Here is a 17895-nt window from a genome sequence, read left to right as displayed (position 1 = left end):
TACTACAGCCGTAGATAGGTAGTTTCGGCGTGTTTGCGCTGGTAGGCGCGGTTGCCGCGGCATGATCTCGAGTTTGTGAAGACATCCAGATCAGCTGCGGCAACCGCAGCACTGAGGGTAGACCATGAGCGGTGGCATGCGGGCCTGGATGGGTTGTTGGAGTCGTTCTCGTCGCGGTTCGCGCGGGTCGAAGCACGACGCAACGCCGGTGCGCTGGTGCTGGGTTTGCTGGCCGATATAGGTTCCAAGAACTGCTGGACTATCGCCGAACTATCGGGCCATGGCACCCCTGACCGACTGCAGCACTTGCTGTCCCGCGCTAAATGGGACGCTGATCTGGTCCGCGATGACGTTCGCAGCTATGTCATCGACCACCTGGCCGACCCTGATGCGGTGCTTGTCGTTGATGAGACCGGCGACTTGAAGAAGGGCACCAACACCGTTGGGGTACAACGCCAGTACACCGGAACCGCCGGACGCACGGAGAACTGTCAGGTCGCGGTCTACCTGACCTACGCCGCCGCTCGCGGACACACCCTGATCGACCGAGCGCTGTACCTGCCGCAGCACACCTGGGCCACCGACCCGCAGCGAAGGACCAAGGCCGGGGTCCCTGACACGGTCGAGTTCGCTACCAAACCAGCCCTGGCAACCACGCTGGTCGAGGCGGCCCTCGACGCCGACGTTCCGGCCTCGTGGGTCGCTGGCGATGAAGTGTACGGCGCAGACCCGAACCTACGAAAAGCGTTGCACAACAGACAGATCGGCTACGTCCTGGCCGTCGGATGCAATCGGCAGGTCCCCACAGCCGCCGGGAAGATCCGGGTCGATGCCCTTGCTGAGAATCTACCGCCGCGGTCCTGGCACAAGATGTCTGCCGGCGCCGGTAGCAAAGGACACCGCTGGTACTCCTGGGCCTTGATCGCGACCACCGAGCGTCCCGATGTTGGCCTCTGTCACGTGTTGGTGCGGCGCAACGATAGCTCCGGCGAGCTCGCCTTCTATCGCTGCTACAGCCCGGCACCGGTGCCGCTGAACCAGTACGTCCGAGTCGCCGGGCGGCGGTGGACGGTCGAGGAATCGTTCCAGAGCGGCAAAGGCCTGACCGGTCTGGATCAGCATCAAGTGCGGACGTGGACGTCCTGGCACCGCTGGATTACCTTGGTCATGGCTGCGCACGCCTTCCTGGCCGTGCATACCGCCACTGAACGCCTGGCCCAACCCTCAGAACCTGGACTGATCCGGTTGTCGGTCAACGAGTTCCGCAAACTCTTCACGATCCTCGTCCTCACACCACTGCATGCCATCGCTGACCCCCTCCGCTGGTCACTCTGGCGACGAAAACACCAATACCGAGCCCGACAACACCACTATCAACGCAGGTCACAACAACAATGAACCCTATCTACGGCTGTAGTACTAGGTGGCGTATCCGGTGTGGGGGCGGATCGAGCGTTCAACGAACGTTTGCGCGCTCTCGATTCACGGGGACAAGAGCATGACGTGGCAACTCAACGACATACCGGACGGTCAGTACGCGGATCTGATCGCAACGGCCCGGTGCGGCATCGGTTTGATCGAACACCAGGTGCTGATCGACCGGCTGATGCAGTCGGTGGCGGAGGAGCATTGCCGCGGCGCCAGTCCGGGATCGGTGGTCGAATTCGACGACGGCCCGGTCACGTTTCTGTTTGCATTGGCCGGCACCTCGCACGCCGACCGGACTCTGCTGGCGGTGGGGCGCCCAGAACGGCCTCATGAGGTCCGCGACGTGGCTTACCAGCGGGGCTACCCACTGCCCGACCTATTCGCTGGGCGGCCAGTGGATCGTGGTCATCTCATTCCATACACCGGCGGCGGACAGTACGGGCCGAACTTGTTCGTCCAGGACCGTGCACTTAACCGTGGCTGGTCACGCGACGGTCGCGGCTACCGTGCGCTGGAACGCGCCGCCGTGGCCGGTGCCCCTGACACGCTGATGTTCGCCCGGACCCACTACATCGACGACACCGACGTCCCAGGCTTCATCGACCTGGGAGTGGCCACCGCCAGCGACGTCGCGGTGCACAGGTTCAGGAACCGATTCGATTCCACCGAGGCCCGGCGTGAGATGAGCATTGTGCTGCCCGGTGCCACCAACGCCCAAATCGGAGGGCTGGGGGAGGAAACCGCCGCCGTGCTACTCACCGAGAACCTCGACGCCACCCTCGTCGCGATGGGGGATGCCAGGCTGCCTCGCGACGGGACCCGCCAGGACCTGGACCTCCTCGCAGTCGTCGACGGCGAACTCATCGCGTACGAGGTCAAGACTCGATATGCCTCAACGAAGGCCGGGCGAGTGACTCGCGCCGGAAACCTGCTGCGGCCCCGGCTGCAGCGCTCCCGCACCCCCGGTACTGGGCAGGCCAGCCAGCCCTACGTCGCCGATCGCCTTGCCGGCCACATCGAAGTCGGCGACGGTTACGAGGGCATCGTGGTGCAGATCATCGCCGTCGACTTTGTGGCAATGTTGGCCCAATGGTTTGACGTCAACGACAGTGGTTCGGGACTGCGGCCGGCCGGGCCGCCAATCGACTGCACCGACGCGGCGCTCCGCGCGCTGCAACAAATCGTCGACCACCGCGGTCAGCTGTGACGATCCTCAGCGTTCGTGGTCACGGGAAAGCCAGCTGTTTCCCTCGGACGTTGTACAAAGTGAGGCGTTCGATAAGCGGGCTACCGTCGATGAATTGCTTCTGCCGTGTCGCGCGCTAAACGCGACACTCGCATTAGCTGCGATTGCGCGGCTGACCAATGATCTGGGCGGCTCAACACCGGTCGGCGCGGATACTTGGTGCGATCCGCAGCTGTGTCAGTTTTGGATCGTCTGCACCTTTGAGCCCGCTTCATATTCCCGCTCGGTAAGTACCGATCGCAGGAAATCATCATCGAGCAATTTCAGGATCTGAAAACGACGTGCTGGCGAAGGGTCGAAGACCAGCCGACAGTCTTCGCCCGCACCGACGACGTCGATATCGATGTGTGGGTGGGCGTGGACGTATGCGACCAGCTTTGGCATGGTCATGGCGGCCGCGTAGGCGGGATCGTCGTCCATGCTGCGTTTGATAGACGACATCTTTGCCATCATCTGAGACTGGCGGGTGCACGTGTCGGCTCCGGTCCAGAAGTGAGCTGTTAGTCCGGTCGAAAAGTGAGCAGGTTTACGTGGTCGATTCTGCCTCACGGTCGGCGGTGACGGAAGGCAATGACTCGATCGCGGTGTGTTTGATGCGGTAGCTGGTGCCTTTGAGCGCGAGGACGTCAGCGTGGTGGACGATGCGGTCGATCATTGCTGAGGCGATGGTCGCTTCGCCGAACACGTCGCCCCAGCGGGCGAAGGGAGGTTCGACGTCAAGATGATCGACGACTTCTCATACCGGCTGGAGACGAGTTGGAAGAACAGGTTCGCGGCGTCGGTATCGAACGGGATGTAGCCGACCTCGTCGATCACGATCAACCCGATACGGGATATCTTCTTCAACTCAGAATCCAAGCGTCCCAACTGATGTGCCTGCGCCAGTCGAGTGATCCAACCCGTGGCCGAGGCGAACGCCACCCGATGACCAGCGTGGGCGGCGGCAATACCGAGCGCGGTGGCGAGGTGCGTTTTACCGGTCCCCGGCGGCCCGAGGAGCACCACGTTGCGGGCCTCGGCAAGCCAACCACCGCCTTCGAGCCGTGCGATCTGGGCGCGGTCGATGCCGGGTTGGGCGGTGAAGTCGAAATCGGTGACCGTTTTGATCGCAGGAAAGCCGGCACCCTTGATCCGAAGCCGGGCACCGGACTCGGCACGGGCGTTGGTCTCGACGGCGAGCACCGCGGCGAGGTAGTCCTCGAGCGTCCAGTCGGCGCTACGTCCGTGCTCGGCGAGCCGTCGATATTCGTCCGCGATCCGCGGCGCTTTCAATGCGCGGGCGTGATGGGCGATGAGTTTGTCGGCCTCGCTCGGGGGCGGTGTGGCCGCGGATCGGGTGGCCATCACGCGACCTCCCCGGTCCCGAACACGGTGTCGTAGGCGCCGAGATCAGCAACTTCCACCACGTCACCAACCACAGGCTTCGCGTCTCGATGGGTCGAGTTATACTGCCTACGTTGCTGTTTCGCGGCCTCAACATGTGTCGGGTCGGTCACCAGAGCGCCTGCGCCCCAGGTCCGGTCGTGATCAGCGAGCAGACGGTGATCACAGAACACCCGCACCCGCACCCGCTCCAGGCTCGAGGTGACGGTGATCAACCGACCGATCCCGTCAGGGTGCACCGAATACGCCGACCCTCCGACACTCACGTAATAGTCCCGGCCCAACCGGGTCGTGACTGTTGAACCGACCGTCGGACCCACCGGTGGCAGCGGCGCCATCGCCGCCCGATCAACAACGAGCCCATCAACAGGCCGGGCCCGTGTGACCCGATGAGTCCGGGTGTTGGCTATCGAAAGCCATTCGCCGAGTTGAGTATTGAAATCAGTCGGTGAATCGAAGGCACGTCCCGGTAGGCATGAGGACCGTAGATATCCGTTGGCGCGTTCGACGACACCCTTGGTTTCCGGGTCATACGGTGGGGCCTGGATCAGTTTCGTGGCCAACGTCCCGCAGAAACCTGGCACACCGGTGACGAGTTTCCCGCGCCGACCGATACCTGCCTCGTTGTCCCACAACATGGTTCGCGGGACTGCACCGAACGACTCCGAGAGCAACACCCACATCCCAGCCAACAGGTCACCGGTGACTCGCGAGGGAAGCATCACCGCGGCGATGAACCGCGAATACGTCGCGACCATCACCAACACCGGAAACGACCGCAACACCCCGCCATGATCAGGAACCAAAGCCCCCGGAAACATCAGATCGCACTGGATCTGTTCGCCGGGCAGATGCACCAACCGGTCCGCCGGATCAGCCGGCGCGTACTCCGGGCGGACCCGGGCCACGTTCTCAGCGAACCACGACCGGCCCCCAGACCACCCGATCCGCTCGGCGATCACCGTCGCCGGCATCGACGGATACCTCGATAACAACGCCCGCACCGACGGCTCAGCAATCGACCACGCCGACCCTGCCGGACGAGCCCGCTCATACTGCGGCGGCCCCGACGACGTCACCGCCTTGGCCACCGTGTTCCGCGACAACCCCAACTGCCGCGCAATCTGGGCCTTCGACATCCCCTCCGAGCCATACAACCGACGAATCAACGCCCAATCCTCCACCGTGATCACTCCTCAATCCTCTAGACGAGTGCTCACTTTTCGACCGGATCACATGCTCAGTTTTCGACCGGAGCCGACAGCTTGTGGTCGGTGATCAACCGGAACCGGCTACGGCAGCAGCGACCTGAGGTGAGCGGCCTCCCGCTCGACGAGCGTCAGATCATCGGGTTGGGCTGTCCTGCGTCGGGCGTCCTCGACGATCAGAGTCAACTGGCGGTCGACTGCTGTACGTCGGCCTGTCGCCTCACCATCAAGACAATGCGCGACCGCGGTGAGCGCCCGTACCAAAGCAACTGCGACAGCTGGTTCGTGGGCGCCGTAACGCCGTATCTGTCCGCATGCCAAGTCGAGATACTCCTCGAAGTCTCGTGCCGGCACCGTGACGGATCCGTCGGCGCCGAGACGGGCGACCACAGGGCCCAAACTACGGGTGGCGAGATTTGCCAGGACCGTGGCGAGTTGGTCTATCACCTGTACGGCGGTATAGGGGTCATTGATCGCGGGCGACAGTGCCTTGGCGGCGATGTCGACCAGTTGCCTGATGCCGAACGCGACGTCTTGCTGCAGTGTTCGTTCGTTCCCGATCCGGACGCATCCGCTGACGACACCCGCGCTGGTGCCGATCGAGTACTCACGGTCGGTGTCGCGCCACACTCGGGCCAGCGGCGAACCGCGGACCACATGTGTTCCCACAGCGGCCAGGAACTGGATATGCGTGGCGGTGTGGCCGAGACTTCCGGCCGCATCCGGGTGGATGGTCTGCATGTATCCCGAATGCCGAGCGGTGATCGTGGCAGCCCATGGGGGCACGGCCGACGCCACGTTGTCGATCTGCCCGACGGGGAGCTCGGAGTTGATGATGGTGGCGGTGTTACGGCTGATCCGTCGCATGATCTCGTCGATCTGCATCGAGTGCGAAATGTGATGGACCTCGTAGACCAGAGCGATGAGGCTCAGAAAGAGAAGGCCGATCGCACCGGACACCGCAGCTCTCGGAAACGCGTCAGTTCGACCTCCCTCCGAGACCCCGACCGTGTACAGCCCGGCAGCGGAATAGGTGAAGGTGGCGACGAAAACACTGAGCACAATCTGATTGGGTCTGTCTCGCAGAAAGTTCCGGACAATGCGCGGAGAGTACTGAGTCGATGAGAGCTGAAGGGCCACCACGGTCAAACCGAGGATGAGCGCGATGACCGTGATGATGGTGGCCGAGATGCCGATCAGCAGTGCTCGGGCGTCATCGCTTGTTCCCTGAAATACGATCCAGTCATAACGCGACGACTCCGGAACATCGACCTGTGAGAGCCCTGCCCCCGCCAGCAAAGCGAGTGCCATGGCGGTGACGGGCAGCACCCACATCACGCCGCCCACCGACTCGCGCCACGCCTCACCGCGCCGTCCGGTGACTTTCACCGGGGAACACCTGGGTGCGGATGCGCTCCGAACAGTGCTGCCATCGGCCCCTCGCCGTCGTCGGTTGCGTCCTGTTAAAGACTAGAAACCTGAATGCGCCCGGGCCTCATCCATCCTGGATGACTTGTTGCCGGCTCAGCTGTGAACCGTTACCCCCGGCCTGCTCCAGAGCTAGACTTCGCGCACCATCGGTGTGTGACCACACCCGAATGAGCCTCCGCAGAAAGATATGCCGATGACGATTCTCGTGCGAACTCGCTGTCATTCCTCGCGGTCGTTGCGTGGGGTCACCAATTGTCCGGTCACACTTACGCGCACCGTGTGGGTACACCGATGAATGTTGATGTCGCGCAATCGCTGTTCTGGATCGTGCTTGCGGCAGCCTTCGCGCCGATCCTGGCATCCACGGTGCCGAAACGGCTGGTTCCCGAAGTTGTTGTTCTTCTCGTCGCGGGCATAGTCATCGGTCCGTTCGGATTCGGAATCGCAGAGTTCTCGCCGGGTATCGACATGTTGCAAGAACTCGGACTAGGTCTGCTCTTCTTGCTCGCCGGTTACGAGCTGGATCAGCGTGAACTCGTCGGCAGCGGTGGTCGCCGAGCGTTCATCACCTGGATATGTTGCCTGGCAATTGCTTTCGGTGCCAATTTTGGGCTGGCCCAAGTGATGACGATCAGAGCCGAGGTGGCGACAGCCATCGCTCTGACGTCCACGGCGATCGGGACGCTGTTGCCGATTCTCGCCGAGCGGGGCTTGATCGAGACTCGTCTGGGCAAGACCATTCTCAATCATGGCGCGGTGGGTGAACTGTGCCCGGTGCTGGCGATGGCGATACTGCTGGGAGTGAGAGACCCCGCGGGTTCGCTGCTCGTACTAGTTGTGTTCGGGCTCGCTGCGGTCGTCGTCGCGATGCTGCCGGGACGCATCGGCAAACCCGACTCTCGTCTGGCCGGAACCATTCGACGTGGCGCAGACACGACGTCCCAGACCCAGGTGCGGCTGACGGTGTTACTGCTCGTCGGCTTGGTGACTCTGGCAGCAACATTTCAGATCGACATCATCATCGGTGCGTTCGCCGCGGGATTCATCCTGCGCCGGACACTTCCTCATGGTCATGAGGGTTTAGAGACGAAGTTGGCCGGGCTGGCGTTCGGTCTGCTCATCCCGGTCTTCTTCGTCACCTCCGGTATGAACATCGATGTCGAAAGCGTGCTGAACAGACCGCTCCTGCTCGTACTGGCAATCGTGATGCTTTTGCTGGTCCGCGGACTGCCTGTCTTCATTTCCACGCGTTTCGAAAAGGTCGACGGCGCCAGGGCATTCACTGTCCGTCAGCGCACGCAGATCGCGCTCTACTCCACCACGGGTCTGCCGTTGATAGTCGCGGTGACCACCGTCGCGGTCGACGCCGGACCGATGACACCGTCGAACGCGTCGATACTGGTCGCCGCCGGAGCAATCACCGTGCTCATCCTGCCGCTCACCGCAACCCTTCTCGGCCGCGGTGAAGTCGAGGAACCGCTGCCCGCCGAGCGTTGACGGCGTCAGGCCGACCGGCACGGATGTGCGCGGCAAGATTGCGACGTGGCTAACGGCAGCAGGCCGGGTCCAGAACTTGTCGCAACGCCTGCAGCGCGTCGTTGTGGGCGCTATAGAAGACGTTCATTCCGCGACGTTCCGGTCGAACCATGCCCGCCTTCTTGAGCTGCCCGAGGTGATGACTGACGGTGGGCTCGGACAGTCCGACAGCAGTGGCGAGATCGCAGGTGCAGACCTCGCCCGCGTCGTCGGTGAGCAAGATCGACATCAGCTTGATCCGAACCGGATCGGCCAGTGCCTTGAGCCGCAGTGCCACCTGTAGGGCCGCATCATCATCCATCGGGGAGGCCGACACCGGTGCACAGCAGATGGGTGCGGTCATATCGATCACCGGCAACGTCTTGGGCATGACATGGATACTACCGACGGTATTGACATATGTCGAAGAGGTCGGCACTCTGAGTGGCGACGGTAGTTCGATGTATGTCTCACAGGTGGAGGTAGTCATGTCCCGTATGCAATTGGCGCTCAACGTCGACGATCTTGATCAGGCGATCGAGTTCTATTCGAAGTTGTTCAATGTGGCTCCGGCCAAACGCAAGCCGGGCTACGCGAACTTTGCCGTCGCCGAGCCGCCACTGAAACTGGTGCTGCTGGAGAACCCAGGCCGCGGCGGCACGGTCAACCACCTCGGGGTGGAAGTGCAGTCCAGCGAGAATGTGCATTCGGAGATCGCCCGGCTCAGCGACGAGGGTCTGTTCAGCGAGGAAGAGATCAACGCGACGTGTTGTTTTGCCACCCAGGACAAAGTGTGGGTGACCGGACCGGCTGGGGAGAAATGGGAGGTCTATACCGTGCTCGCTGATTCCGACACGTTTGGCGCGAGCCCTGACTTGTTGAGAGACAACGGTACCGAGTCCTCGGTGTGTTGTGGGTCCGCGGGCGGCACGGAAGCAGTTCAGACTGCACCGGGCACGACCTCGTCGGCCTGCTGCTGAAGTACCTGCCGGTGTCGGTGGGTCCTGGCGTCCTGGGGCCCGCCGACTACTCAGGGTGTGGTCAGCCGCGTGGTCAAGTCGTTGATTCGGGCGGCGATGTCGTCGCGTATCAGGCGCATGCGCTCGATGCCGTCGATACCCCGCTGCGACGGTTCATCGGTCTTCCAAACCTCGACGATGACGCCGTCAGGTGCAACTACTTTCGCAGAGGTGCCGAGTACGACGGTGATGTCGGCGGCGCGCATCAGGTCGTCGGTGAGCTGACGGGGGTTATGGTCGCTGATGTCCACGCCGATTTCGGCGAGCACCTCTGCCGAGATGTCGTTGACATGTTTGCCGATGGCGGCGTCGGTGCCGGCTGATGATGCGGTGATCGCCGATTCGGCGACCTTGTTCGACAATCCCTGTGCCATCACCGATTTGCCGCGGTTACTGACGCAGACGAACAGTACTTGTGGTGTCTTGGTCATCGTGCCTCGGATCCAGTCGGGGAATGGGGGGTGAAACGTTTACGCAGGTCTAGAGAGACGTACACCAACCCGACCAGAACAGGGACTTCGATCAAAGGCCCCACGACACCGGCGAGGGCTTGCCCGGAGGTGACGCCGTAGGTGGCGATCGCGACGGCGATCGCGAGTTCGAAGTTGTTGCCCGCGGCAGTGAACGCGAGGGTGGTGGTGCGCTCGTACCCGAGACCCATCACCGCGCCGAGGGCGTAGCCGCCGCCCCACATGATCGCGAAGTACACCAGCAGCGGCAGAGCGATGCGCACCACGTCCCAGGGTTTGGAGGTGATCTGATCGCCTTGCAGTGCGAACAGGATGACGATGGTGAACAGCAATCCGTACAGCGCCCACGGGCCGATACGGGGCAAGAAATTTTCCTCATACCAACTGCGGCCCTTGGCTTTTTCGCCGTAGCGGCGGGTCAAGAACCCGGCCAACAGCGGGATGCCCAGGAAGATCAGGACGGACTTGGCGATCTGCCAGGGAGAGGCGTCGATGGTGGTCTGTTCCAGGCCGAGCCAGCCCGGCAGAACCGAGAGGTAGAACCAGCCCAGGACGGCGAACATGACGACTTGGAAGACCGAGTTGATCGCCACCAGCACGGCTGCGGCTTCACGGTCACCGCAGGCCAGGTCGTTCCAGATGATGACCATCGCGATGCACCGGGCCAGGCCGACAATGATCAGTCCGGTCCGATACTCCGGCAGGTCGGGCAGCATGATCCAGGCCAGGGCGAACATCAGGGCCGGCCCGAGAACCCAGTTCAGTGCCAGCGACCCGAGCAGTAGTTTGCGGTCTCCGGTGACAGTGTCGAGGCGGTCATAGCGAACCTTCGCAAGGACCGGGTACATCATGATTAGCAAACCGATCGCGATCGGCAACGAGATGCCGTCGATCTCGACCGCGCTCACCACGTCGTCCAGGCCCGGAATCACCCGGCCCAGCAGCAGTCCGGCGACCATGGCCACACCGATCCACACCGGCAGGTAGCGGTCCAGTGTGGAGAGTTTGCCGACAACGGCCGGCTGGCCGGTGGCGGTGCTCATGGCGACACCTCGTCCGAAGGGGCCCGCAAAGCGATGGCGGGTTCTCCGAGGACAGCGGAGAGTTGTTGCAGGGCAGCGGGAATCACCCAGTAGTAGACCCACGTCCCGCGGCGCTGGCAGTCCAGCAGGCCCGCCGACCGTAGCACTTTGAGGTGGTGGGAGATGGTGGGCTGAGACAGGTCGAAGGAGTCGGAGATGTCGCAGACGCAGGCCTCGCCGCCTTCGTGGCTGGCCACCAAGCTCAGCAACCGCAAACGCACCGGGTCCCCGAGAGCTTTGAACATGCGGGCCAGATCGCCGGCCCAGTCCTCGGTCAGTGGCTCGCGCACCAGGGGCGTGCAGCACGGAGCGTCAGGCTCCGCATGTTGATTCGACATTTGTCTATATTGACGGTTACCGAATCAGTGGTCAAATGAACAGTTCTTGCATCCCAAGAGGGTGGCCGCTGAGTCGGATTGCAACCGGCGCTAGGGCGATTGTCTGAGACAGGAATGTTGGCGAGCGCGACACCGATAGCACCTGAGGTGATCAAGAGAAGGCCTGTGGCATGTATCTGCGCTGCTCGAGCGGACTCGACTGATCGTGGAACGGACGAAAAACGACGCGTGGGTGGACTATCGATTGTCGAATATGCGATCGAGGTGGTATCGGACCAAACTGGCTGCGTCGTCACTGGTGTGTTGACCTATGAGGATGCCTGCCCCGAGGCCGTGTTCGAAGGCAACCATCCGTGCGGCTTCGGTATCCGGGTCAACCGTCGGCGGGAGTTGTCCGTCCTGGAGCGCGCGGGTCAGTATGGCTGCGATGTGTTGTTGTATCCGGCGGGGTCCGTCGACGAAGGGTTGGCGGGCAAGGCTGGGGTCGGTCATGGCCAAGGCTGTGTAGGCACTGAAGACGATGTGAAAGGCGCGGCTGGCGTCGTCGGTGGGTAGTGCTTCGTCGAAGTAGGCTTCGAGGCGCGCTCTGCATCCGGCGTCGGGGGGCAGGGTGTTCATCCGTTCATTCCAGCGCTCGGTGCTCTGTTGTTCCAAGTACACCAGCGCAGCGTGCAGGAGCTGTGCTTTGGACCCGAAGTAGTACTGCACCAGCCGAAGTGATACGCCGGCAGCCTGAGCCGCCGAGCGCATCGTGACCTGGTGCAGCCCGTCGTTCGCGGCCACGGTGAGCAGACCGGCAATGATCTGCCTCCGACGTTGCTCGTGATCGACCTTCATGGGCATGCGGAGAACCTCCTGACTGTGATGCGGTGAGGGCGGAATGCGGAGCGCGCGCCCATGCCAGTGCTATGAGTGCTACGGCAGCCATCATTGCAGCCATCGCGAGGAACGCTGTGGTGTAGACGCGCAACCCGTCAGTCAGTGGAGTCAGGGTGGTGACGCCCAGAGCTCCACCGAACTGCTTGCTGGTGTTCATCAGGCCAGATGCGGCGCCGGCATCGCTCTGGCGGACGCCGCTAGTCACCACTGTGCCCACGGGGGTGTTCAACAGTCCTGCGCCTCCGCCTATCACGATCGCGGGCCCGAACAACGCTGCCACATAGGAGGTCTGCGGCGCCCATGCCTGCCAGCACAGCCCGGCCGCCGCGATGAGCGCCCCCGCCGCGATCACTACGCCGGGAGAGTAGCGCCGCATTACCCGCGGCGCCAGAACCACTCCTATCACCATTGTCACCAGTGTGAGCGGGATGAACGCCAACCCCGCCTGCAGCGGGGAGTACCCAAGATTGCGCTGCATCAGATAGGTCAGGAACAGCCACACTGGAAGCTGAAAACAGGCACCGGTCACAAGCATCAGGACGTTCCCGATCACCACTGGTCGGTTGGTCAGCAACGCCGGCGGCACGATTGGGAACCTGCTGCTGCGCTGCTGGATTGACAATGTGATCAGGGCGGCGACCCCAATGACGGCGGAGCTGACAGTCGACCACGCCGACGCATGTTCGATCCGACTGACCGACAAAGCAATTGCGCATAGTCCCGTGGTGGCAAGGAACGCACCCGCCGCGTCGATGCCGCTCCCAGGGTGGCGGTGCCGGTCTGTGATCACCCACAGCGCTGCGCCGGCCACGAGCGCGCCGAGAGGCACGTTGATCAACAACACCGCACGCCACGAGACGTATTCAGTGAGCAGTCCGCTCAGGATGTTGCCCACACCTGCACCGACCAGGCTGATTGCGGTCCACACTGCGACTGCCTTTGTTCGCAGCGGCCCTTCCGGATAGTGCCGGGTGAGCACGGTGAAGGTCGCGGGAGGCGATGGCGGCGCCGATCCCTTGGACGCCGCGGGCGGCGATCACGGCCGCGCCCGTGTGGGCCAGTCCTCCGACCACACTCGCCGCGACAAATATCAGCAGACCACCTAACAAAACTCGTCGCAGGCCGAAGACGTCCGCAAACCGCCCGCCGACCAGCAATGCGCTGGCGAACGCGAGGACATACGCGCTGGCGACCCACTGCACCGATTCGGCGCCCATGCCGAGATCATCTTCGATCTTTGGCAGCGCCACGTTAATAACCGACACATCGAGAACCAGCATCAACTGCGCACTCGAGGCCACCCACAACGGCGCCCACCGCCGACTGCCCATCGCTACCCCCATTTGTTTTGATACAAGCGTATCAAAACGAAGATTGCCCATCCGTCGCGTACTTAGGGGTTAAATGCCGAGATGCGCATGGCGTGTATGCGGGCACGCGGAGGCGGGATCCAATTTGCAACTCTACTCTCCGGTAAGGGTAGAGTTGATCAAATCGAGTTTCATCCACCGCCTACGAACCCACGCGTCGGTGACAGATCAGACACTCGGACAATACTTTTCACGCAACGGCGCGTGTATCGGAGATCAAGTGTCATCACGGCTGAACCATGTCGTGATGTCGAGAACGGAGCTTGCAGGTGCCCCTGCCCTCATTGCTATCGAAGTCGTCGGCCGATGAGCACTCAGTGCTTACCGCGCTGCGCTCTCCACGCCGGCTGCGAACCGAGATCCTCGCCGGCCTCGTGGTGGCCTTGGCGCTGATCCCCGAAGCCATCTCGTTTTCGATCATCGCAGGGGTGGACCCACGGGTCGGCCTCTTCGCGTCCTTCACCATGGCCGTCACGATCGCCATCGTGGGCGGACGCCGCGCCATGATCTCCGCTGCCACCGGCGCCGTCGCTCTGGTCGTCGCCCCACTGGTCGAGAGCCACGGCCTGGACTACCTGATCGCCGCGGTGATCCTCGCCGGTATCTTCCAGGTGGTCTTGGGCGGCCTTGGGGTCGCGCGGCTGATGCGGTTCATCCCCCGCAGCGTCATGGTCGGTTTCGTCAATGCGCTGGCCATCCTGATCTTCATCTCTCAGCTCACCCACCTGATCGACGTGCCGTGGCTGGTGTACCCGCTGGTGGCGATCGGCATCGTCATCATGGTGCTGCTTCCGAAACTCTCCACGATCGTCCCAGCCCCGCTGGTGGCTATCGTACTATCGACGGCCGCCACACTGACATTCGGGTTCAGCGTGCCCAATGTCGGCGATGAGGGCGATCTGCCCTCGAGCCTGCCCGCATTCTTGATCCCCGACGTCCCGATGACCCTCGACACCCTGACGATCATCGCCCCGTACGCCTTCACCATGGCGATCGTCGGACTCCTGGAATCGCTGATGACCGCCAAGTTCGTGGACGACATCACCGATACCCACTCCAACAAAACCCGCGAGGCCACCGGGCAAGGTGTGGCCAACGTCGTCACCGGCTTCTTCGGTGGCCTCGGTGGCTGCGCGATGATCGGGCAGACCATGATCAACGTGAAGGTCTCCGGCGCACGCACCCGCATCTCCACGCTCCTCTCCGGAGTGTTCCTACTCATTCTTGTTGTGGGACTGGGCGACATCGTCGCGAAGATCCCCATGGCCGCTCTGGTGGCGGTCATGATCATGGTGGCGGTGGGCACCATGGACTGGCACAGCATCACCCCGCGCACCTTGCGACATATGCCCAAGAGCGAGACCACGGTCATGGCCCTGACCGTCCTGGTCACCGTTCTCACCCACAACCTGGCCTACGGGGTCGCGGTGGGAGTCGTCGCTGCCATGGTGCTCTTCGCGCGCCGGGTCGCGCACCTGACCACCGTCACCGACATCGCCCACCCGGACGAGCACACTCGGGTATATGCAGTGGAGGGTGAGTTGTTCTTCGCTTCCAGCAACGATCTGGTTTACCAGTTCGACTATGTCGGCGACCCGGACAACATCGTCATCGACATGAGCCGCTCGCACATCTGGGATGCCTCGACTGTGGCCTCACTCGACGCGATCACCACAAAATACGCTGCCAAAGGCAAGACGGTGACGATCACTGGTATGAACGACAACAGCGCACAGCGACACCAGCAGCTGAGCGGACAACTCACCGGCTCGCATTAGCCGCATCGCCGAAAGGGCACCCCGTGAGCACCGACAACACCGACGCCGACCGCCTGCAGATCGGCGAGGTCGCTGCACGGACAGAGTTGTCGGTGAAAACGATCCGCCACTACGACGAGGTCGGACTTGTCACTCCATCGGCACGCTCCGCCGGGGGATTTCGCCTGTACACGATCAGCGACGTTGACCGCTTGTTGGCCATCCGCCGAATGAAGCCCCTCGGCTTCACTCTCGAGGAGATGCGCGAATTGCTTCAGGCCCTCGAAACCATTGCGGCGCCGACTTCGACACACGCGCAACAGGCCACGGCCGCGATCTACCTGGCGGACTACCACACACGGGCTGAACAGGCATGCGCCAAGCTCACCAAACAACTTGCCTACGCCCGTGAGCTCACCACTCAGCTCGCGCGTTACGCATCGCCCGAATAACGCGACAGCACGGCTTCCTGGGGCTCTCTGAGCCTGGTGGATTGGGAACTCGCCGATGAGATCGGTAAGGTTATGCGTGGTGTGCCGGGAAGTCTGGTCGGCCACGCGTTCGCTTCCGTCCTGGCGGCGGTGAATGCGTGTCATGTGCTGCTGACCGAGGATAAGGGACCCGCGTGACCCCACCGGATATTCAATCTCGTTGCACCGTTCCATTTTTGGCGTGGAGGCGGTACGACCGTGCCTGACGTGTCGGCCACAAACAATCCCGGTGGGCGGACTGTCTCTGCGAGCAGTGTCGATCGAGTGCTTTTTCCTCGGTTCGACCGGGCCCGGGTGGTCGCGCTGGTGCTGTGGCCGATCGCGGTGGTTCTGGTACCGCAGAGATCGGTGATCCTGGGTGTCAACGGCAGCCGGACCGATGACTTCGCGCCGGTGTACCGGGCGGCGCTGGCCTTTCTCCGACGTGAGTCGGTGTACATCGAAAACTACGCCAACGTTGATCCGCACTATCTCTACCCACCCTCGGGTTCGCTGGTGATGGCCCCTCTGGGATATCTGGATCCTGAACGGGCCCGCTGGTTGTTCATCGCCGCGTCGGCGCTCGCATTGGTCGGGTGCGCGGTGTTGCTGGTCCGCATGTTCGGCTACTCATTGTCATCACCTGTCATGCCCGGCACTCTGCTGGCGATGTTCATGACTGAAAGCGTTGCCAACACACTGATTTTCGTGAACTTCAATTCCTTTGTCCTGCTGGGTCAATTGGTGTTCATGACGTTGATGCTGCGACGAAAAGATTGGTGGGCCGGCGTACCGCTCGGGCTGACGCTCGCGGTCAAACCCGTGCTCGGGGTGCTGTTGTTGCTGCCGTTGTTGAACCGGCAGTGGAAGGTCTTCGCGGGCGCGTTCGCAGTCCCGGCAGTACTTACCGCGGCCGCGTGGCCCGTGGCTGTCGATCCCGACGCCTTCGTGCGCAGGACCGTGCCGTACCTACTCGAGGTCCGCGATTACTACAACAGCTCGTTGTCGGGGTATGGCGTCTACTTCGGTGTCGATCACTGGCTTGTCCTGCTGCTCCGGATCACTTTCGTTGGCATGGCCGCATTCGGAGTGTGGTTCCTCTATCGGCACTACCGGACCAGCAATGAACTGCTCTGGCTGACCACCACTTCCGGCGTGCTGCTGGGTACCTCGTTTCTGGTGTTATCGCTGGGACAGGGCTACTACTCGATGCTGCTGTTTCCCCTGTTGATGACCGTGCTGCTCCCGGGGTCGGTGATGAAGGCGTGGCCGGCGTGGCTCGGCGTCTACGGCTGCCTGTCGTTTGACACCTTCGCCTCCCAGCGCTGGGAGGCCTTCGGTCGCATCCTCGAATACTCCAAGGTCACCTGGGGCTGGTCGCTGCTGATGGCCAACGTGTTCTTCGTCCTGCTCTTCCGCCATCTGGATGTACGACGCCTCGAGCGCACCACAACACCGCGCTCGCCGCAGAACCCAGAAAACCCACGTGAGGTAATTCCCCATGTCTGACAACAACACTCGCTCACGCCGTAGCGCGCTCTTCGCGCGTGGCTCCTGGGCTGAGACGTCCCGTGTATCGAGCATCCTGCGCAAAGAAACAGTTGGTGGCGCGTTGCTGCTGGTGGCGACCGTGATTGCCCTGGTGTGGGCCAACTCCCCCTGGTCGGAGGCATACACGAGTCTCGGCGAGTTGAAGGTCGGTACCGACGCCCTGGGCGTGCACCTGGATCTTTCGCTCGAGACGTGGGCTGCCGATGGCCTGTTGGCGATCTTCTTCTTCGTCGTCGGCCTCGAACTCAAACGGGAGTTCGTCGCCGGTGATCTGCGCGACCCCGCCCGGGCAGCGTTGCCGATCGCCGCTGCGGTCGGCGGCATGATCGTGCCGGCGGTGATCTTCGTTGCGTTCACCGCCCACGTCGGCGACGGCGCCATGAAAGGCTGGGCAATCCCCACGGCCACCGATATCGCCTTCGCCGTAGCGGTCTTGGCTGTCATCTCCACCCACCTGCCTGCTGCCCTGCGCACGTTCCTGCTCACGCTGGCAGTGGTCGATGATCTGCTGGCGATCACCGTGATCGCCGTGTTCTACACCGAGGACATCAACCTGACCGCGCTCGCGGTGGCAGCCCTGCCACTGGCGTTGTTCGCGTTCTGCGTGCAACGCCGGATTCGCTCGTGGTGGCTGTTGATTCCACTGGCCACGTTGACGTGGGTGTTCGTGCACGAGTCCGGCGTACACGCGACGGTCGCCGGAGTTCTCCTCGGCTTCACCGTTCCGGTGCTGCGCAGTAAAGCCGCC

The 17895-nt window shown here is 62.7% G+C and carries 17 protein-coding genes and 2 pseudogenes; 8 read left to right on the top strand and 11 right to left on the bottom strand.

The window, feature by feature from the left end:
• Positions 1-156 precede the first annotated feature (156 nt).
• Positions 157-1398 (top strand): IS701 family transposase, encoded by a 1242-nt coding sequence (locus tag BFL43_RS01450; RefSeq protein ID WP_084889687.1) that lies wholly within the window; start codon positions 157-159, stop codon positions 1396-1398.
• Between the two features lie 100 nt (positions 1399-1498).
• Complete coding sequence (locus BFL43_RS01445; RefSeq protein WP_084890070.1) at positions 1499-2635, top strand: hypothetical protein; 1137 nt, start codon at positions 1499-1501, stop codon at positions 2633-2635.
• A gap of 216 nt (positions 2636-2851) precedes the next feature.
• On the opposite strand, the gene BFL43_RS01440 is transcribed toward BFL43_RS01445, so the two are convergent.
• The 4 genes and pseudogenes from BFL43_RS01440 to BFL43_RS01425 all read right to left on the bottom strand — a co-directional run bounded on the left by BFL43_RS01440 (position 2852) and on the right by BFL43_RS01425 (position 6654).
• Positions 2852-3124: a hypothetical protein gene (locus tag BFL43_RS01440; RefSeq protein WP_143695010.1), complete on the bottom strand. Its 273-nt coding sequence runs from the start codon at positions 3122-3124 to the stop codon at positions 2852-2854.
• A 76-nt stretch (positions 3125-3200) separates the two neighbouring features.
• Positions 3201-4018, bottom strand: a pseudogene (gene istB / locus BFL43_RS01435) (IS21-like element helper ATPase IstB).
• Positions 4018-5241 carry an IS21 family transposase gene (gene istA, locus BFL43_RS01430; RefSeq protein WP_084890075.1) on the bottom strand — a complete coding sequence of 408 codons (1224 nt, stop codon included), beginning with the start codon at positions 5239-5241 and terminating at the stop codon, positions 4018-4020. Before istA ends, istB begins: the two are co-directional and overlap by 1 nt.
• Before the next feature lie 108 nt (positions 5242-5349).
• Positions 5350-6654, bottom strand: coding sequence for a DUF2254 domain-containing protein (locus BFL43_RS01425; RefSeq protein WP_084890066.1), 1305 nt, complete (start codon positions 6652-6654; stop codon positions 5350-5352).
• Positions 6655-6987: 333 nt separating this feature from the next.
• Here BFL43_RS01425 and BFL43_RS01420 point away from each other — a divergent pair, with 333 nt between their 5' ends.
• Positions 6988-8193, top strand: a complete 1206-nt coding sequence (locus BFL43_RS01420) for a cation:proton antiporter (RefSeq protein ID WP_084890064.1) — start codon at positions 6988-6990, stop codon at positions 8191-8193.
• Positions 8194-8242: 49 nt separating this feature from the next.
• Here BFL43_RS01420 and BFL43_RS01415 read toward each other — a convergent pair whose 3' ends face one another.
• Positions 8243-8602: an Rv2640c family ArsR-like transcriptional regulator gene (locus tag BFL43_RS01415; protein WP_084890062.1), complete on the bottom strand. Its 360-nt coding sequence runs from the start codon at positions 8600-8602 to the stop codon at positions 8243-8245.
• Between the two features lie 97 nt (positions 8603-8699).
• On the opposite strand from BFL43_RS01415, the gene BFL43_RS01410 reads away from it, so the two are divergent.
• A complete protein-coding gene (locus BFL43_RS01410; protein ID WP_084890074.1) occupies positions 8700-9191 on the top strand; it encodes an ArsI/CadI family heavy metal resistance metalloenzyme in 492 nt (163 codons plus the stop codon).
• A 50-nt stretch (positions 9192-9241) separates the two neighbouring features.
• Here the strand turns inward: BFL43_RS01410 and BFL43_RS01405 are convergent, their stop codons facing one another.
• The 6 genes and pseudogenes from BFL43_RS01405 to BFL43_RS29700 all read right to left on the bottom strand — a co-directional run bounded on the left by BFL43_RS01405 (position 9242) and on the right by BFL43_RS29700 (position 13330).
• Positions 9242-9661, bottom strand: a complete 420-nt coding sequence (locus BFL43_RS01405; protein WP_084890059.1) for a low molecular weight phosphatase family protein — start codon at positions 9659-9661, stop codon at positions 9242-9244.
• Positions 9658-10743 carry an ACR3 family arsenite efflux transporter gene (arsB, locus tag BFL43_RS01400; protein ID WP_084890057.1) on the bottom strand — a complete coding sequence of 362 codons (1086 nt, stop codon included), beginning with the start codon at positions 10741-10743 and terminating at the stop codon, positions 9658-9660. Before arsB ends, BFL43_RS01405 begins: the two co-directional genes overlap by 4 nt.
• Positions 10740-11120, bottom strand: coding sequence for a metalloregulator ArsR/SmtB family transcription factor (locus BFL43_RS01395; protein WP_084890056.1), 381 nt, complete (start codon positions 11118-11120; stop codon positions 10740-10742). The genes arsB and BFL43_RS01395 overlap by 4 nt, the downstream gene beginning before the upstream one ends.
• 237 nt (positions 11121-11357) lie before the next feature.
• Complete coding sequence (locus BFL43_RS01390; RefSeq protein WP_084890053.1) at positions 11358-11963, bottom strand: TetR/AcrR family transcriptional regulator; 606 nt, start codon at positions 11961-11963, stop codon at positions 11358-11360.
• A gap of 217 nt (positions 11964-12180) precedes the next feature.
• Positions 12181-12978, bottom strand: a pseudogene (locus BFL43_RS01385) (MFS transporter); the annotation flags it as partial.
• Positions 12863-13330 carry an MFS transporter gene (locus BFL43_RS29700; protein WP_276206079.1) on the bottom strand — a complete coding sequence of 156 codons (468 nt, stop codon included), beginning with the start codon at positions 13328-13330 and terminating at the stop codon, positions 12863-12865. The pseudogene BFL43_RS01385 and the gene BFL43_RS29700, both read right to left, overlap by 116 nt.
• 356 nt (positions 13331-13686) lie before the next feature.
• Here BFL43_RS29700 and BFL43_RS01380 point away from each other — a divergent pair, with 356 nt between their 5' ends.
• From BFL43_RS01380 to BFL43_RS01365, 4 genes are all read left to right on the top strand, one after another.
• Positions 13687-15147, top strand: a complete 1461-nt coding sequence (locus tag BFL43_RS01380; protein WP_240497990.1) for a SulP family inorganic anion transporter — start codon at positions 13687-13689, stop codon at positions 15145-15147.
• Between the two features lie 23 nt (positions 15148-15170).
• Entirely contained in the window at positions 15171-15578 is a 408-nt protein-coding gene (locus BFL43_RS01375; protein ID WP_084890050.1) for a MerR family transcriptional regulator, read from the top strand.
• Between the two features lie 303 nt (positions 15579-15881).
• Complete coding sequence (locus BFL43_RS01370) at positions 15882-17105, top strand: glycosyltransferase family 87 protein (RefSeq protein WP_240497989.1); 1224 nt, start codon at positions 15882-15884, stop codon at positions 17103-17105.
• Positions 17098-17895 (top strand): Na+/H+ antiporter NhaA (locus BFL43_RS01365; RefSeq protein WP_206186594.1); only part of this gene is annotated, 798 nt, incomplete at its 3' end. The genes BFL43_RS01370 and BFL43_RS01365, both read left to right, overlap by 8 nt.

The sequence above is a fragment of the Williamsia sp. 1135 genome (assembly GCF_002095395.1).
In the GTDB taxonomy this organism is placed as follows: Bacteria; Actinomycetota; Actinomycetes; order Mycobacteriales; family Mycobacteriaceae; genus Williamsia.
The sequence above is the reverse complement of the archived record's forward strand: the minus strand, read 5'-3'. Positions and strand labels throughout refer to the sequence as shown.

Bases quoted from the DNA above. Each gene is read 5' to 3' on its own strand.
- BFL43_RS01445 (WP_084890070.1), top strand. From the start codon at position 1,499: ATGACGTGGCAACTCAACGACATACCGGACGGTCAGTACGCGGATCTG.
- BFL43_RS01440 (WP_143695010.1), bottom strand. From the start codon at position 3,124: ATGGCAAAGATGTCGTCTATCAAACGCAGCATGGACGACGATCCCGCC.
- BFL43_RS01420 (WP_084890064.1), top strand. From the start codon at position 6,988: ATGAATGTTGATGTCGCGCAATCGCTGTTCTGGATCGTGCTTGCGGCA.
- BFL43_RS01415 (WP_084890062.1), bottom strand. From the start codon at position 8,602: ATGCCCAAGACGTTGCCGGTGATCGATATGACCGCACCCATCTGCTGT.
- BFL43_RS01410 (WP_084890074.1), top strand. From the start codon at position 8,700: ATGTCCCGTATGCAATTGGCGCTCAACGTCGACGATCTTGATCAGGCG.
- BFL43_RS01405 (WP_084890059.1), bottom strand. From the start codon at position 9,661: ATGACCAAGACACCACAAGTACTGTTCGTCTGCGTCAGTAACCGCGGC.
- arsB (WP_084890057.1), bottom strand. From the start codon at position 10,743: ATGAGCACCGCCACCGGCCAGCCGGCCGTTGTCGGCAAACTCTCCACA.
- BFL43_RS01395 (WP_084890056.1), bottom strand. From the start codon at position 11,120: ATGTCGAATCAACATGCGGAGCCTGACGCTCCGTGCTGCACGCCCCTG.
- BFL43_RS01390 (WP_084890053.1), bottom strand. From the start codon at position 11,963: ATGCCCATGAAGGTCGATCACGAGCAACGTCGGAGGCAGATCATTGCC.
- BFL43_RS29700 (WP_276206079.1), bottom strand. From the start codon at position 13,330: ATGGGCAGTCGGCGGTGGGCGCCGTTGTGGGTGGCCTCGAGTGCGCAG.